Source organism: Pseudomonas sp. CFBP 13711 (genome assembly GCF_014842265.1).
Taxonomy (GTDB): Bacteria; Pseudomonadota; Gammaproteobacteria; order Pseudomonadales; family Pseudomonadaceae; genus Aquipseudomonas.
In genome coordinates, this window is record NZ_JACYVI010000001.1 from 298,848 (window position 1) to 313,825 (window position 14,978).

Consider the following 14,978-nt stretch of genomic DNA (forward strand, 5'->3'; position numbering starts at 1 on the left):
GGGCCATTTACAGATGCGTGCGGAATCGTCCATACACTTCGTCCGTTCGATCAGTAGCGCTCAAGCCGGCCTCTTCCCGGCTGAAGCCGGTCCTACATTTCAATTGCGTGCATTCAGCCGGCCTGGCGGGCGCCCTCATTGCAGGACCGGCTTCAGCCGGGAAGCGGGCGAGGGCGGAAATGCCGTTTTCGAGGATTTTGCGGCTGTGGGATGAATCGCTCTAAATGTTGGTGCAGAAGTTGAATGCAACGTTCCTGCAACAGTTTGAAGGTCAAATTGGTGCCGTCGAATTCAGCCAGGAGAGCCATCGTGTCGGTTATCGAAAAATGGGCGTTGCAGGGTGTCGTGGTATTCCTTTTCGCATGGATGGCGACGGTGGCGGCTCACTGGTCAGGCAGCGTCGTGCACACGACAAGCAGCGACCGACTCGCCGCTCTCAGCAGCATGCGCCTGACCACTGAATCGGTCGCCACCAGCGTCAATAAACACACGCAGGGTGGGGCAGTGGTCGTGGGGTCGTTGTCGGAAGGTAACGAATAAAGGGCAGCAGCTGGGAAGATTTGAAGCGGTGAGTAATTGGAAGACCGGACCTGTAGGGTCCGGTTTTTGTTTTTGTCATCAGAGTTTGAACTGGGGAAAAAATTTCTCTAGTATCCCGCCATGGCTACCGTACATAACAATCGCAACTGGAAGATCAAAATCTATCCGGACGACCATGCCCCGCCCCATTTCCATGTCCAGACGCCTGACGGGGAGTCACTCGTGCAGATTGACGGTTTAAGGGTCTTAGGCAGGGGCGCTGAGGGGAAGGCGCTGAAAGAAGCGCTGCAGTGGGCCAGGAATCATACCCGGGACTTGTGGCGTATCTGGTATGAGCAGAATCGGAGGACTTGAGGCATGACCAGCAAATTACGCATCGTCGCTGCGCAACCTGTCGCGAACAGCCGCTCGTTGATCCTCGACTGGAACAACGGCAAGCGTCATACCGTTGATTTGTCGGCCTACATCGACCAATTTGAAGCGCTGGTGCCGCTGAAGGATGAAACGCTGTTCAGTCAGGTGACTGTGGGTGATTGGGGGTTCGACGTGTCGTGGGGGAATGATGTCGAGCTGTCTGCGTCGACGCTTCACCGGCTCGCGCTGGAGCAGGCCGGTGAAGTCATGCCGACGCGCGACTTCAAACAGTGGATGGCAAAGAACAACCTCTCGCTCTCGGCAGCGGCCATCGAGCTGGGCTTTACGCGTCGAACCATTACTGCTTACAGCAGCGGTGCTGCACTTATCCCCAAGCACGTGGCATTGGCCTGTCGGGGTTGGGAATATGAGCACTCGCCGCGCTAACCCTCAACTCTTCTTTAACTCCAACGCTTCCTTCAGCCTTGCCACCGGCACCGCAAGCGCCGGATCGCCCAACGGGTGGGTCGTGGCGTTGAAGAATGTCAGCTCGATGTTCTGCCCTTCAAACAGTTCGCTGTAGCGGCGTTTCTGGTGCTGGATGAAGGCGTCACTGCGCGGCAATACCGAGATGGCGATGTGCTTGGGACGGGCTTGGAGAATGGCGTTGAGAATGTGTCGATCCTGCTTGCCCAGCGAGTGGCCGAAGACGCATAGCGCGCCCTCATGCTGCGCAAGTTGGGTGTGGCAAAACGACAGATAGTCCGAACCGCGGATGATCTTCATCTTGTCGTCGCTAGGGCCCTCACAGACAAACAGCGGCACATCTTCCAGCGCGTTGATCGCGAAACTGCCCAGCAGCGTGCTCTCCGAAGACAGCAACTTGCGCGCCGTGCCATCGAAGTTCTTCACCAGGTGCATGCCGCCATGCAGGTACAAAATGCGCGTGGCGTGGCTGTCGGTGCGGTGCAGGTTGAACACAGCGTCATCGTCGAACAGATCATCGAACGGCTGCGCGCCATGCATAGCTGCCCAGTATGCCAGCAGGTCGTAGTTGGTGGAGTACACCGTCTGGTACGGGCTCAGGGCTTCGCTGATCTTGCCAATAGTCGCCGCCTCCATCAGGCGCCACGGAATATGCGCCGAGCGGATGCCATGAATCAGGGCTTCCTTGATCGCGAAATAGCGGTTGCGTGGCGATGACGAACCAATCGTCAGCGCCGCGTTGACCCGCATCGCGACTTTCAAGCCGCTGAGTACGGGCTCGAAATTCTCCGTTTCCATGGATTTGAACAGCGCCAGCTCGGTGGCGCTCAAGGGTTTGTTGCGCGTGGTCTGCGCCAGCTCGAACAGCGAGTCGTAGGCGAAGTTCTTCCACACGGCAAGACTGGCACCGTTGCCCAGCAGCAATCCCGAGCAGGGATTGACGGCTTGCAGCTTGTTCCAGTCGGCCAGTTCGGCATCAAAATCCGTGAATTCCATCATCTCGCTTCGCTTTCAGGTGAGCAGGTACTGACCGGACGCCAGAACGGAGGGGACTTATAGAAACCCAGGTCGGCATTGTCAACGCGGCATCCCGGCTTCGAACAATTTGAGGAGGGTGCCGCTGGTCTCGGTAACGTCTATAGAGTGAATGACGGGTGTAAGGTTTAATCCGACAACCCATAACACTCTCTTGAATGAGAGGAGATGACCATGCATACCGCAATGCTCAGCAAGACGCACTTCAACGGTTACGATGTGATTAACGTGAACAACGGGCCTTGGCGGGTCTGCACCCACCGTGATCGATTAGGCTCATTCTCCACGCGCGAAGAAGCCATGGCGTTTGCGGCCTCCTTGCCAGCCTATCAAGAGCGAACGGCGTTATTACCTGCCGCCAAAGCGCACTAATGACACGACTCGTCGCCATTTGAGCTCTGGTGTTGCCGGAGCTCAATCTGCCGGATAGCAACTCGTGAACTGCACTATCCATTTGCGAAGTTTCATGCAGCCTGCACGATTTCGCATTTTCCCTGTTTGTCTAACTGCTTGATTCACTGAGCTTTTGGATAACTCGCTACATCGGCACGGTCGATGCAACTCTCATCACGAACCTGCAGGGTCGGCGCTTAGATCGATCCGCTTACCGTGATCCAGAGGAAACAACATGAACGCCATCGAACTGTTGAAAGCCGACCATGAACGCGTAAAAGCCATCTTGACCCAACTGAGCGAGTCCACCGAGCGCGGCGTTAAAAAGCGCACTGACTTGCTGGCCAAACTGGAGATGGAAATCACCATCCATACCAAGATCGAGGAAGAAATTCTCTATCCTGCGTTTAAAGAGGCGGGCGGCAAAGAGCAGGACATCATGTACTACGAAGCCAAGGAAGAGCACCGCACCGTTGACGCTCTGGTGCTGCCGGACCTCAAGCAAACTGACCCTGCCACCCCGGAATTTTCGGGTCGTGTGAAAGTGGTCAAAGAGCTGCTGGAGCACCACATCGAGGAAGAAGAGGAAGAGATGTTCCCGCAGGCTGAAAAGTTGCTGGGCAAGAAGAAGCTGGAAGAGCTGGGTGCGCAGATGGAAGCGATGAAGGCTGAGTACAAGAAGTCCCTGTCGTCGCCGAGCCTTGCGGCGTAAGCGTTGATGGAATTAACAAGCCCGGATTTTTCCGGGCTTTTTTGTGGGTGAAAGTTTTAGTCCGGTTTACTGGTGCAGCGCACTTACTTGCCTCTTCCCGGCTAAAGCCGGTCCTACATTTGGATTGCATGCATTCAGCTGAACTGGCGGTGGCCTCCATTGTGGGACCGGCTTTAGCCGGGAAAGCGTCAGCCGTCACGCTGCAAAGCTGATGGCGAACACACTTGCCTCTTCCCGGCTGAAGCCGGTCCCACAAAAAACGCGAGCTTTGTATACCTGTGTATCCAGACCCCCTGCCGATACGTGCTGACTGAAAGCTCGCCCACAGCGACACATTGCAGATACGTGCAACGCATTCAATGGTTCACAGCGAAGAGCGGGGCCAGGCGTTAGCTACCCCGGTCGAGGCCCCGACCATGGCTGCACACTGAGGAAGCACCCCATGAACAGAATCAACGCGCCATTGCTGCTAAGCGTTTTTACGGCGGGCGCCTTGGCGCTGGGCGTTGCCAGTGCGGCTCAGGCTGCCCCGGTGAAGAACATCGTGCTGGTGCATGGCGCCTTTGTGAACGGGTCGGGCTGGAAGCCGGTTTACGAGATCCTGCGCAAGGACGGGTACAACGTCTCGATCGCTGAACACCCACTGACTTCCTTCACCGATGACGTGACTGCCGTCAAGCGCATCGTTGACCAGCAGGATGGCCCGACGATTCTGGTCGGTCACAGTTATGGTGGCGCGATCATCACGGATGTCGGCAATGACGCTCATGTTGTGGGCCTGGTGTACATCGCCGCCCACGCACTGGATCAGGGTGAAACCGAAGCGCAGAACGGCAAGCTGTACCCCAATGCCACCAAAGCGGTGAAGAAAACCGCTGACGGCTTCCTCTCCCTTGACCCAGCGTTCTATCCGGCGGACTTCGCGGCTGACCTGCCCAAGGCTCATGCTGAATTCGAAGCCATTTCCCAGGAGCCGACCGCGGCGTCAGTGTTTACCACACCCGCTGGCGTGCCTGCGTGGAAAACCAAGCCTAGCTGGTACGCAGTGGCCGGGGCAGACCGGATCATCAACCCGGACCTTGAGCGCATGTACGCCAAGCGAGCCAACAGCCACACCATCGAGATCAACGGCGCCAGTCACTCGGTGTACCAGTCCCGTCCGCAGGAAGTGGCCGCGTTGATCGAACAGGCAGCGACCCACGCGGCGGATTGACGCATCGCACCCACGACTGGCCTGCAACCCTTGCAACGTCCAAGGCTCACTTGTGAATCAGGCCACGTCGACAGCGTCCGAGCCGCATATCAGGTCCACCGGCATCGGTTGCAGACGGCCGATCATGGGTTTGGCAAACAGATAGCCCTGCATCAGCTCGACGCCCAGGTCCAGCAGGGCGTCGCGCTCTTCGCAGGTCTCGATGCCTTCGGCCACGACAGTGATTCCCAGCCGCTTCGAAACCAGCACAATCCCTTCAACAATCGCCCGACGCACGGCGTCCTGATCGATGTCACGGGTGAGCGCCATATCGATCTTCAGGACCTGTGGTTGAAACATCGCCAGCATGTTGAGGCCGGAATAACCTGATCCGAAGTCATCAATAGCGGTGGTGAAACCTTGCCGCTCGTACTCTTCGAAAATGGATTTGAGATGATTTGGATCATCTACACGCTCACCTTCGGTGACTTCGAACATGAGCCGATCCACCGGAAAATCGAACGTCCGAGACGCCTCAAGCGTTGCCCGAATGCACGTCTCTGCGCGGTACACCGCTTTGGGCAGGAAATTGATACTCAGCTTGCAGTCTGGAATCGCGGGCAGGCCCAGCTGGGTAGCGAGCTCAATGGCCCTGACCCGGCACGCCTGATCGAAACGGTAGCGGTTGCCGTCGTTGACCTGACCCAGAATGAACGCGGCGGACTCGCCGTTGACACCACGGACCAGCGCCTCATAAGCGAAGGGCGCTCCGGTGGTGACGTTGAAGATAGGTTGGAAAGCCATGGTGAAGTCGAAACCCAGCCCTTCGAGATTTCGACACTCAGCGCAGCCAATGGATTCGAAGGTTGCCAAGGGGATATGTTGCATGATCGTCACTGCCTTGAGATTTCGTCGCTCGATGGATGAATTTTGAGCAACTGGTTTCTCTGTATCGGCAGTCGGCGCGGAATCTGTGATGCGGATTTGCAGCAGGGGATTAACGGTAACGAAATCGGTGCCTGAGAAGGCGGCGGTATGAGTCGGTCTTTTAGAAGACGAGGCAGGAATCGAGCTTGATTCAGAGCGAGGAGGGCGGCTGAAAAGCCCGGAAACACTGGGGGAGATGGAGCGGGTAGAGGGAATCGAACTCTTATAGGACAGGAGATCACGGAGCTGTGTATGTGTGTAGGCGCGCGCACGAGGCAAATGCCGTAAAAGCGTGTAGGTGTGTATCCTGAGGTGGCCGATTTTGCTTTGGCTCATCTCCTCGGCTTGGAGATGCACCTTTAATTCCAGACTCACTCACATGTGAGCGAGTATGTGAAATCCGGACACCTTTGTTTTCTACCAAACTCTCCAGCCGCGACGTCCCAGACCCCCTTGATATCAGACATCGCTTACTCCTTCGCCAACCTCATCGGGAAGCGGATCGTTGTGGCGCACAGTGGGCCACGATACTCAGCTGGCACAGAACGTCAGCTGCCACTACGCGGCTTGACCGGTAATCAGCATTGCCGGGTGCATGGCTTGTTTGGGTGCTGCAACAATGTGAGCCAGCAGGAGTTTGAGCAGCACGTCGAATCGCTCGCGCGTTTAACCGCTGCGCATTGGGGGCACTACCGTGTTATTTGCTGCAATCTGGTGCGGGTGTAGGTGACTGACAGGGCGCTGGTGGGCCAAATCGAGACGACCCTCATGGCGCGGATCCAGCAATTGGATCCGGTATATGTCGATTTCGATCAGTTGCCAGATGAGGCGCTACGTTTGCGTTGCTGTAGACAATGGTGATGTCGTCGCTAAACCTCGCAGGCGCTCACGTCATTAGAACCGCTGAGAGTAGCTGCAAGGTATGGTGGGTGCCGGCGACCTGATGCTAGTGTTCGCACTCCGTCCAACTCCTTGATTACCACTGCACGCAGGGAATGCCATGCGATCACTCGGAATACGCGCTGAGCCTAAAAAGGCAACCTTCGTCATCTACGACGATGAAGCTAGGCAAATCTTGAACGTCGAATCCTTGATCATCCCGCAGATATTGAACAAGCCAGAGCAGCTCAAATTCGCGCGCCACAGCATCCTCGACATTCTTCGGGAGTACGAGGTTGATGTCGCTGGCATTCGGGTCGCCGAGGGCAACTCGCAGAATCAGGACGCCGATCGGCTGTATCTGGAAGCCGTGTTCATGGAGTCCTTCGCCAGCAGCAGCATCAAAAAGTACTTCGTTGGACGCAAGCCAAGCATCAGCGCTCGGCTTGGCATTACTCCAGCTCAGTTCGCCTTGATCGTAAAGTGTGAGGCTGAGCTGGATGACGTGAATGGCTGGCCAGCTGGCAAGGCTGCAGCCGTTCGTGAGGCCATTCTGGTAGCCGTAGGAGCGACCCGATGATTATTCCTTATCAAACAGCTCAGGTGTCGTTCCAGAAAAAGCAGCGCATTGGCGAAAACGGCGAGAACTCCGAGGTGTACGTCGTCCATGACGAACACCTCGATGCTGAGCTCGTGGTTAAGCAGATCAAGACTGACGGCTTCAATGAAGAGCGGTATCTGCTTGAGGCCCAGTTGCTCTACAAAAGCGTGCACCCCAACGTTGTACAGGTGCTGTACGCCTGCAAGGATGTTCAGCACATCTACATCGCCATGCCGTATTATCGCAGGGGATCGCTTCAACAGGTCGTGGAAGCAGAAGGACTGACCTGTCGGCAGCTGATCCGCTATGCCATCCAGTTCCTGAGTGGTCTCAACAACATCCACTCCAAGGGGCTGCTGCATTTTGACATCAAGCCTGACAACATCCTGATCTCTGACACCGACGAAGCGTTGCTGTCCGATTTTGGCTTTGCGAAGAACATGGACGGCGATGGCTTTGCCACACCTGAGGCCACGTACCGCCTCCACTTGCCGCCCGAAAGCGCGGCTACCCGCGACTTCAACAACAGCGCAGATATTTATCAGGTGGGGCTGACCTTGTACCGGTTACTGGTGGGTCTGGAGTCCCTGAAGCAGCAGCGCGATGCCTTCGCGAATGGTGCTGAACTCGCGCGGGCGCAGCGCTCGGAGGCCTATCCTGATCTTGTGCAAATTCCGCGACACGTGCCGAAAAAACTCAAGGCCATCATCAAAAAGTGCTTGAGGTACAACCCTGAGACGCGGTATGAATCAGTAATGGATCTACTGAATGAACTGTCGTCCATCGAAGACGTAGGCTTGGATTGGCGCTTTTCCACCGCCGATAACATCCAGCGCTGGGAAAGTATTTCGTCGGATGGCGTGGGTCTTTTGGTAGAGGTGGCCGATAATGGACAGTGTACGGCTCAGAAAAAGACGGCATCTGGCGTTTATCGCCGGAAACCCAGTTTTTGCGAAGCCAATCTCACCCCGGAGCGGATTCATGAAATCCTCATGTCATCAGACTGGTAAGCCGACAGGTAGGAAAGCAGGCGACGGTTATCTGACCAGATCCCAGATTTCCACAGGACATAGTCAGACAAGCTCTGGTCGTGTTCGCTCGTCCGTACCCCTCGTGAACGTCGAAGACCTGATGGGTGATTCGAAGATCATCTATCACTCCCGCTGATAGCCCTTAGACCCTGCGCTAGCATCCCGCGCGGGGCCTACTTCTTGTATCCACCCAGTATTTTAAACGTGTGCAATTCGCACGTGCGGGGTTTCGGTGGGCGCGACCTTGACTGATGCCCACCGCAGGCGATCCTGGGTGGGGAGGTCGATTAGGGTAGGGCGCAGTCTGCTCATCAGATTTCGGCTATTTTTCAGTTTCTCGTGCCTGTGGAGGCGCGTGAGCAGCTCTGGTCATAGCTTCTTCATATTGTTTTATCACGCGCTTTTTCCTGACCGCTTCGAGCGGGCTTGCAACGCACTAATCGCAGTAGGCGGCTTTTTTCGATGATGTCGTTGTGGCATCATTCATTGAACGATTTTGCCCTGTAATGTTCGTCGCGAACCATGGTGGTCTACGAATAAAGACTTCTCGGTCTAGCCAATCGGAGGGCAGAGCTTAAGCTTGTAGATGACAAGAACCGGTCTGGACTGAACGATTCAGTTTGGCACATTCCAAAATGCAGGAGCGAAAGTGAATAGGCTTCCCCCCGCTGTAGAGGATAAGCTCAAACGGTTTCAGCCACCCGTGGACGCGAAGGATTTTGAAAAACTTTGCGTCGACGTTTTCGAATATGTGCTCAAAGCTCGAAGAATACCCATCCTCAATAGAACTCACAGCCGGATCAGTGCCTATGGCACGAGTGGTGACAAGCAGTTCGGCATTGATGTTCGAGATCCTGCGACTCAGGCCGTTGCACAATGCAAAAAGCATGAGGATATAACCACCACCAAGCTTGGTGCTGAGTTGAGAAAACTTGAGGATTATGACAAGGAAGTATCGCATTATTTCTTCATGATCAAACAGCCTGACGTCAAAGTTTCGCTATCCAATTGGATCGAAGAAAAAAATGCGGCGGCTCAGAATGAAAGGGATGACTCGACTCCTTACCCTTGCTTGCCGAGTGTTGCTTTGCCTGAGCTACATATCTTGGGCTGGGATGAAATTCGTAGCTATCTCGGCTTGAGCACATTTCTGCTCTGGAAATGGCAGGTAGCAATTCCTGCGGGGCAAAATTTTCACCTTGATGGCTTAGATGTTCAGGCGCTGGATTATGAGGTTCGGCGATTCAAGGAACCGATAGACCCGAAAAAAAACCCTCCTACCTTGGAGGCTGTTCATGCGATCGAGAGTTTGTTATCGACGATTGATGTTCAGGCGTTGGCCTTGGTCGGCAAAGACCCGCTGGTACATATCGACTTGATTCGTGGTGTTGAGAAATTCGTTGATCAGCTTCGTGAAACGTACAGCGCGATTCGTACTTATAGCGACGCTGTCACCAAAATCGACAAGCGCGACTTGGTGGTGGTCGAGGAAGGCTACAAGCTGCTGAACAATTTGGCCAGGCAGAAAGCGCGAATTTCGGCATATCCCTATCTCAGACCAATTTTGATCGATTGCCGAAACCTGCTCGGGCACTTGAGCGCTGAGGGTGGCTATCAATGGGAGCCTGATTTCATCACTGATGAGTTTGACGAACAACATGAGGTTTCAGGCCAGACCTTCCTGCGCTACAACTTTTCAGACAGAAAACCGCGTTGGGGATTGGCGTACACTGATCCAAAGCAGATCGCTGCGTTGACCAAAAGAATTGTCAGCGAAATCGAAACCATCAGCGCGTATCAGTAATAGTCGAAAATGGGGCAGACAGAGCTCGATGCCTAGCCCCTGGCTGGGTGTGGTGGGTATGAGGGCTTCAGTACCCACCTTTGGCGATGGGCGTATTATATTCCCAGCTTCCCACAGTTCTCGCTAAATGAGCGCTGCCTACTCTGCAGGTAGATTATGCATTATGAGCAGCATTTTTCCTTCAATATCAGTACATCCTGAAACTTTCTGATTCGCTGTTGAGGTCGTTGATCATCTCGATCAGCGAGCAACTGGTAGATGTAATGTGGGATCGGCGTGTAGTTTTTATAGGCCATCTCAGGTTGTGCCTATAGGACTTCGAAAGGGTGACGAGACTTCCCCAAGTCAGGGCTTTGGAGGGTCGAGTAGGCACCGCGGTGGCGTAGCTTGTGGGGCAAGATCAGCCGTCTGCTCTTCCCGGTTTTCTTGGCTCAGGTGCTGAGCTGATCAAAGAGCTTCTTGATGCATTTGGTCTTATAAGGCCCCCATGCGTATTGAAGAACTCTTGCGCTTCGTGTCAGTTGGGTTGGAGTGGGTCGAGTCGCGGTGCAGTACCGCACGTACAAGTCCTGCAGGAGCTCGAAGTCGTTAGCGCCTGTGATGTCCCACCGTTTTTTTGGTTCTTGTCACGTAGACCGTAGAAGAAGCGTTCAGCGTCAATCTGGGATGAAAAGCTTTGATCTTTAATTACCAATGGGTTGGGCATTGCAGTTCCTCACAAAACTGTTATCCGTCACAATGCAAAAGCCTGAAAGTTTCTAGCCGCCCAACGAGAGCGGCACACGGGGGGAAACGCTACATCTCGGCGACCGCCCAGCTCATCAAGCTCTTTTCAAAGCTGGTTAATTGAAGGCGCGGGACTCGCGGGGCCAGTGCTCGGAGTTTTTCCAGCAGGTCGTTCAGGTGTTCCGAGGGCAAAATCAGGTTTTTGATCTGTGTCGAGATCTGGGTGGGGATCCCGTATTCATCCAAGGCTGTTAGGAGAGGGTCGAGGAACATATTTTCCAACTGCTCCGCGAAGAAGCTGAAGTCGCCGGGTTCGATCCCTCGTTTAGCCAGCACGTCGGCCTGAATTTTGTTCACGGCCATAATGTCCCGAGGCAACCGGAAGCAGACCATGTTACGGATGAACTTCAGGCGAAGGTTTATGGCTTCGCTCGCGGTGGTATCGCCTCGCCGGTTTTCGACTGCTTCTTTCAGGTAGTGAGGCAGACTTTTCTGGTTTCGCAGGGCATTGATGTGCCAAGCCAGCTGTGAGCTGGACGCAATCAGATAGTCCATCAGGTTGTTGTCTTCTAAGCTATAGACCAGCTCGCATAGGTAATTTAACTGAGCCGGCTCAGGAATACTTTTCCATCCCAGCAGTTTGCGGCTCTCCGGAAGGTCTCGAATAATTTTGCCCGCAACCTCCACTTGGCGTTCGATGGGAATATGCCGGTTTTCGATCAGGGTGGTTTGCGATAGCACAGGATTGGCATACGCCTCCTGCAGCCTTCCTCGCGAGATGTCTGTTAGATACTCGTTTTCCAGCTGCATGAGCAGGCCTATTGGTGAGGACTCATCCTGTTTGCCGATGGAGTACTCGACCGTAAGGCCTTGCTCAAGCGGAGGTGCTTCGAGCATGAAGACCTTGCCAATAAAGTACTTGTTCATGCGGCCAGCGCGACCGGAAATGTTCTTGTAGGTGAAATAGTCGAACGTCGAGGTTTTCAGTCGGCGATCGTAAATAATCACGTTTTCTGCAGACGTGTTTACGCCTTCGATCATTGTCGATGTACAGATGATTTGCTTGATGGTGCCTTCGTTGAACAGCTTGACGATGTACTGCTGCAGTGCGCGTGGCACTCCACCATGGTGAATCCCAATGCCCAGAGAAATCGCTTTGGCAACGTTCCACTCAGGGTGGTAGTGCTTCGAAATCCACGCGGCGATTTCCTGCGTTTCCGGCACAGGGGTCAGGCCAGCTTCCTGAACCAGGTACTCGGCGACCCTGTTTGCACTGGCCGGTGCCTGACAGTAGATCAGGGTAGGGGAATCCAGGGTGGTAATCAGTTCCAGCAACTTTTCCTTTCGTTCTTTGGAGCGCATCCCTAGGTTGAAATTCTGGATGTCGACCGCGACAGTGCTGTAGTCCGAGGGGATGAAGTGGTACTCGTAGCCCTCCAAGCCTGAAATCTTCTGGATGTGTGGGCCAAGCATATAGAACTGGGCACCGGTCTTGGCGAGCTTATGAAATGCCAAGCTCAGGTCAATGGCTCTGGTACCTTCGTCTGAGTCATTCGAAAGGTCGATTTTGTAGAACTCATCCAGGACGAAGAACTCCACATCCGCCAGGTCGGGACGCTGGATGACACGTTCTTGGGTGAGCAGATAGACGTTGGTGGTCTCGGGCGCTGCTTCCTGGCTGGGGTGCGTGATCAGGTTGAAGTCCTGGAAACGCTTGACCAAGCGGCGACGGGTTTCGTCGATCAGCGCGATGGTCGGAACGATCACTACCACTTTTTTGAATCGTCTCTGCGCCAGTACGGCGTCGATGACCAGGCTTTTTCCCACGCTTGTAGAAGCACTGAGCACCACGTTTCGGCCTTGCATAATCAAGCTGAAGACGTGGGCCTGTAGGTGATGAAACACCATGCCTTTTTCTACGCCTTCAACCTTATGCGCCTCGTATGCCAAGCGGTCAGAAAGTCCCATACTGCTGAGGTGAGGCGTGATGTAGGGATATAGTCCAACAGCTCGCACCATATTGAGTAGGAGCGACTGTTCGACTGTGTCGAAAAGCTTGAATTTGTCGAGTGCTCGGATGACTAAATCGCGGCCTTCCCAGTCTGAATTGCTTCTGTTGACGATGGTGTTGATGGCAAGCAGCACATCGATCGTCGATGCGCCCTCGTCTCCGAGCTTCGTCAACTTGTTCTTGATCGTTTCGTAGTTCATCACCGCATCTTTCCTTGAGATCTTCGGCGCAGACTGACCTGTTCCGGTTACCTAGATCCTCTGTACCTTCCGCCATACGAACCAAAAAGCGGGATGTTCAGGCCCGCAATTCTTCGAGTTTTTTGCAGCGCGCGTTAAAGGCCTTGGTTAGCTTCTCGATGCTTTCCATTGGCACCAGGAAGACCATCACCTTCACCTGTCTGATATTTTCCGGCAGTTGCGTGGTGAAGGTGCTGAAGTGGCTTTCGATCTCTAGCTTGAGATGGTTGACGTAGTCAGCGAGCCAGCCTGATGCGAGGGCTTCGCTGTCGTAGGTCAACAGGATGGGGAAGCAAAGGACATTCAGCATTTCGTCAACCGGCGAATTGCGGTGCAGGGCTTGGTTGAATGCGTCTGCTTTCGGCTGATGGTGCAACGGTTCTCGTAGGGAGATGATTATCTCGCGTTCCGCCGAGAGCACCGCTTCAGAAATCGTGGCATCAAGGACTTCGCAGATTTTCTCCAGCGACGCATCCATGTCATTCGCTTCGATCAGGCGAGCAAGGCCTAGCCAAAGCTGATCATCCTGGCCAGGTTTCTGAACGATATGAGCGTTGCCAAACTCCGAAAGCTTGCCGGCTGATTTGTAGAAGACCTTGCATGCGACGGGTTCGCTATTTTGGCGGCTTCGCAAGATGGCGTGAAGTATCAGTTCCGCGATGAGTCTGTCGCGTGGGAGCTCACTGTCGCTGAAAGCGCTAATCGACCGTGCAAGAATTGCTTCGGCGTCGTGCGCATGGATGTTCACGATCTCGCTGGCTTTGAGGGAAAACTCGGGAAGCCATTCAATGAGATGCCTTGCGAAGTTATCGTGGCGCCATTGATTCAGCGAATACTTCACGTCAAACCCAGAAAAGGTATGCAGCAGCCCCTCTTCGGTGCTCGCGTGAAATTCGACCAAGAACGGGTCTGGTCGCTTTTTGTAGGGTTTAGCGGTCGCCGTTGATCTGTCGTCAGCTGTATCCAGTAACAGCTTCAAGTGAGCCAACGCTGACTCCCTGTGAATGATCTTGGAAGCTGCGGCTGTTTTCACGTTAGCTGTGGCAGCCTTGTCGGCCATCTCCAGAAAATCGTCGTAAATTGCCTGCGTCTGGGTGTTGTTTGGGCGATTTCCCAAATCCTCTGCCAGTCTGGACAGGGCCTTGATATTGACAGCTTCCAGTGATTCAACATCGCCATGTACTTGCCAGACACAATTTTCCGCCCAATAAGAGAAATTTCGATTTTGGGGAGAGACGAACATTTTAAACTCTTTTAGTAGTTTATTGCCTCTGGCCGTGGTGGTATCTGGCAAAACCCGCTTATCCAGCTCTGTCTTGAAGCCTTCAAGAATTTTTGCGACGTCCCGCTTTGTCACCAGCCGAAAGCGCGCGGCACCTGGCCGCACATCGCACTTCAGTGACTTGTGAAGCAGGGAAGAATCGGCCTTCTTACCGTCCAGCGCGGTTACTTCCAGCCAATTCCACTTGGTATCACCTTCGGTCGTCTTGACCTGAATGTACTCGTTGACGCGCTGCCGATCGCATCGGAATACCACGACTATATCGTCGGCTGTCTCGCATTCCACCTGAAGGTAGCTGCTATCCCGGAGCATCTTGAAGATATAGCTGACGGCAACATGGTCTTGGTATTTGAAGCCTTGCCTTGCAGCTGGCCCACCTGCGTTGGAGGGGCTAGTAATACGCACCATGACATCCCTGTATCGCTAGAAGAGTTGCAGAAATCGGGCGTCCGTCTTGCCGACCAAAGCCACACAAACGGAGCCAGCCAATACTGCAACGCTACCACTAATGGCAATTGGCCGACTATTAGCAATATTGAGATTATCCAGTGATGCGCTCTGCGGGCGGCGGCGAGAATGGCTAACTTGCTTTGCATGCCTGTTCCGCATGTGGCTGTGTGCGGCGTTCCGCTGCCCAATGCACATATTCCGGCCTCATCCTACCGCTCATCGAGGTCTGCATTAACCACTAGTGTTTTATTGATTTAGTTGGATACATGTACAGTATAGCGAAAGCTGCTTCCATGCATCTTCTCAACATACCCAT

13 protein-coding genes and 1 pseudogene are annotated in these 14,978 nt (G+C 54.2%); 10 read left to right on the plus strand and 4 right to left on the minus strand.

Annotation, left to right across the window (positions count from 1 at the left end; genetic code table 11):
* Positions 1-309 precede the first annotated feature (309 nt).
* From IFT47_RS01405 to IFT47_RS01415, 3 genes are all read left to right on the plus strand, one after another.
* Entirely contained in the window at positions 310-540 is a 231-nt protein-coding gene (locus tag IFT47_RS01405; protein ID WP_192171667.1) for a hypothetical protein, read from the plus strand.
* 120 nt (positions 541-660) lie between these two features.
* A complete protein-coding gene (locus IFT47_RS28015; RefSeq protein ID WP_192171666.1) occupies positions 661-894 on the plus strand; it encodes a DUF4160 domain-containing protein in 234 nt (77 codons plus the stop codon).
* A gap of 3 nt (positions 895-897) precedes the next feature.
* A complete protein-coding gene (locus tag IFT47_RS01415) occupies positions 898-1,341 on the plus strand; it encodes a DUF2442 domain-containing protein (protein WP_192171665.1) in 444 nt (147 codons plus the stop codon).
* Between the two features lie 3 nt (positions 1,342-1,344).
* Here the strand turns inward: IFT47_RS01415 and IFT47_RS01420 are convergent, their stop codons facing one another.
* Positions 1,345-2,376 (minus strand): DUF4917 family protein, encoded by a 1,032-nt coding sequence (locus IFT47_RS01420; RefSeq protein WP_192171887.1) that lies wholly within the window; start codon positions 2,374-2,376, stop codon positions 1,345-1,347.
* A gap of 213 nt (positions 2,377-2,589) precedes the next feature.
* Between IFT47_RS01420 and IFT47_RS01425 the strand changes: the two genes are divergently transcribed.
* The 3 genes from IFT47_RS01425 (at position 2,590) to IFT47_RS01435 (ending at position 4,733) form a co-directional block, all read left to right on the plus strand.
* Positions 2,590-2,787: an SPOR domain-containing protein gene (locus tag IFT47_RS01425; RefSeq protein ID WP_192171886.1), complete on the plus strand. Its 198-nt coding sequence runs from the start codon at positions 2,590-2,592 to the stop codon at positions 2,785-2,787.
* A 256-nt stretch (positions 2,788-3,043) separates the two neighbouring features.
* On the plus strand, positions 3,044-3,520 hold the full coding sequence (locus tag IFT47_RS01430) for a hemerythrin domain-containing protein (RefSeq protein ID WP_133772400.1): 477 nt from the start codon (positions 3,044-3,046) through the stop codon (positions 3,518-3,520).
* Between the two features lie 442 nt (positions 3,521-3,962).
* Positions 3,963-4,733, plus strand: a complete 771-nt coding sequence (locus IFT47_RS01435; RefSeq protein WP_192171664.1) for an alpha/beta hydrolase — start codon at positions 3,963-3,965, stop codon at positions 4,731-4,733.
* A 57-nt stretch (positions 4,734-4,790) separates the two neighbouring features.
* On the opposite strand, the gene IFT47_RS01440 is transcribed toward IFT47_RS01435, so the two are convergent.
* Positions 4,791-5,600, minus strand: a complete 810-nt coding sequence (locus IFT47_RS01440) for an EAL domain-containing protein (RefSeq protein ID WP_192171885.1) — start codon at positions 5,598-5,600, stop codon at positions 4,791-4,793.
* A 765-nt stretch (positions 5,601-6,365) separates the two neighbouring features.
* On the opposite strand from IFT47_RS01440, the pseudogene IFT47_RS01445 reads away from it, so the two are divergent.
* The 4 genes and pseudogenes from IFT47_RS01445 to IFT47_RS01460 all read left to right on the plus strand — a co-directional run.
* Positions 6,366-6,482, plus strand: a pseudogene (locus IFT47_RS01445) (efflux transporter periplasmic adaptor subunit); the annotation flags it as partial.
* A 232-nt stretch (positions 6,483-6,714) separates the two neighbouring features.
* On the plus strand, positions 6,715-7,098 hold the full coding sequence (locus IFT47_RS01450; RefSeq protein ID WP_231992853.1) for a hypothetical protein: 384 nt from the start codon (positions 6,715-6,717) through the stop codon (positions 7,096-7,098).
* Positions 7,095-8,129 (plus strand): serine/threonine-protein kinase, encoded by a 1,035-nt coding sequence (locus IFT47_RS01455; RefSeq protein ID WP_104723180.1) that lies wholly within the window; start codon positions 7,095-7,097, stop codon positions 8,127-8,129. Before IFT47_RS01450 ends, IFT47_RS01455 begins: the two co-directional genes overlap by 4 nt.
* A gap of 670 nt (positions 8,130-8,799) precedes the next feature.
* Positions 8,800-9,954, plus strand: a complete 1,155-nt coding sequence (locus IFT47_RS01460) for a hypothetical protein (protein ID WP_158661238.1) — start codon at positions 8,800-8,802, stop codon at positions 9,952-9,954.
* Positions 9,955-10,749: 795 nt separating this feature from the next.
* Here IFT47_RS01460 and IFT47_RS01465 read toward each other — a convergent pair.
* The gene (locus IFT47_RS01465) at positions 10,750-12,891 is read right to left on the minus strand and encodes a DEAD/DEAH box helicase (RefSeq protein ID WP_104723183.1); all 2,142 of its coding nucleotides are present in this window, start codon (positions 12,889-12,891) and stop codon (positions 10,750-10,752) included.
* A gap of 97 nt (positions 12,892-12,988) precedes the next feature.
* Positions 12,989-14,620 (minus strand): HamA C-terminal domain-containing protein, encoded by a 1,632-nt coding sequence (locus IFT47_RS01470; protein WP_163022604.1) that lies wholly within the window; start codon positions 14,618-14,620, stop codon positions 12,989-12,991.
* Positions 14,621-14,978 lie beyond the last annotated feature (358 nt).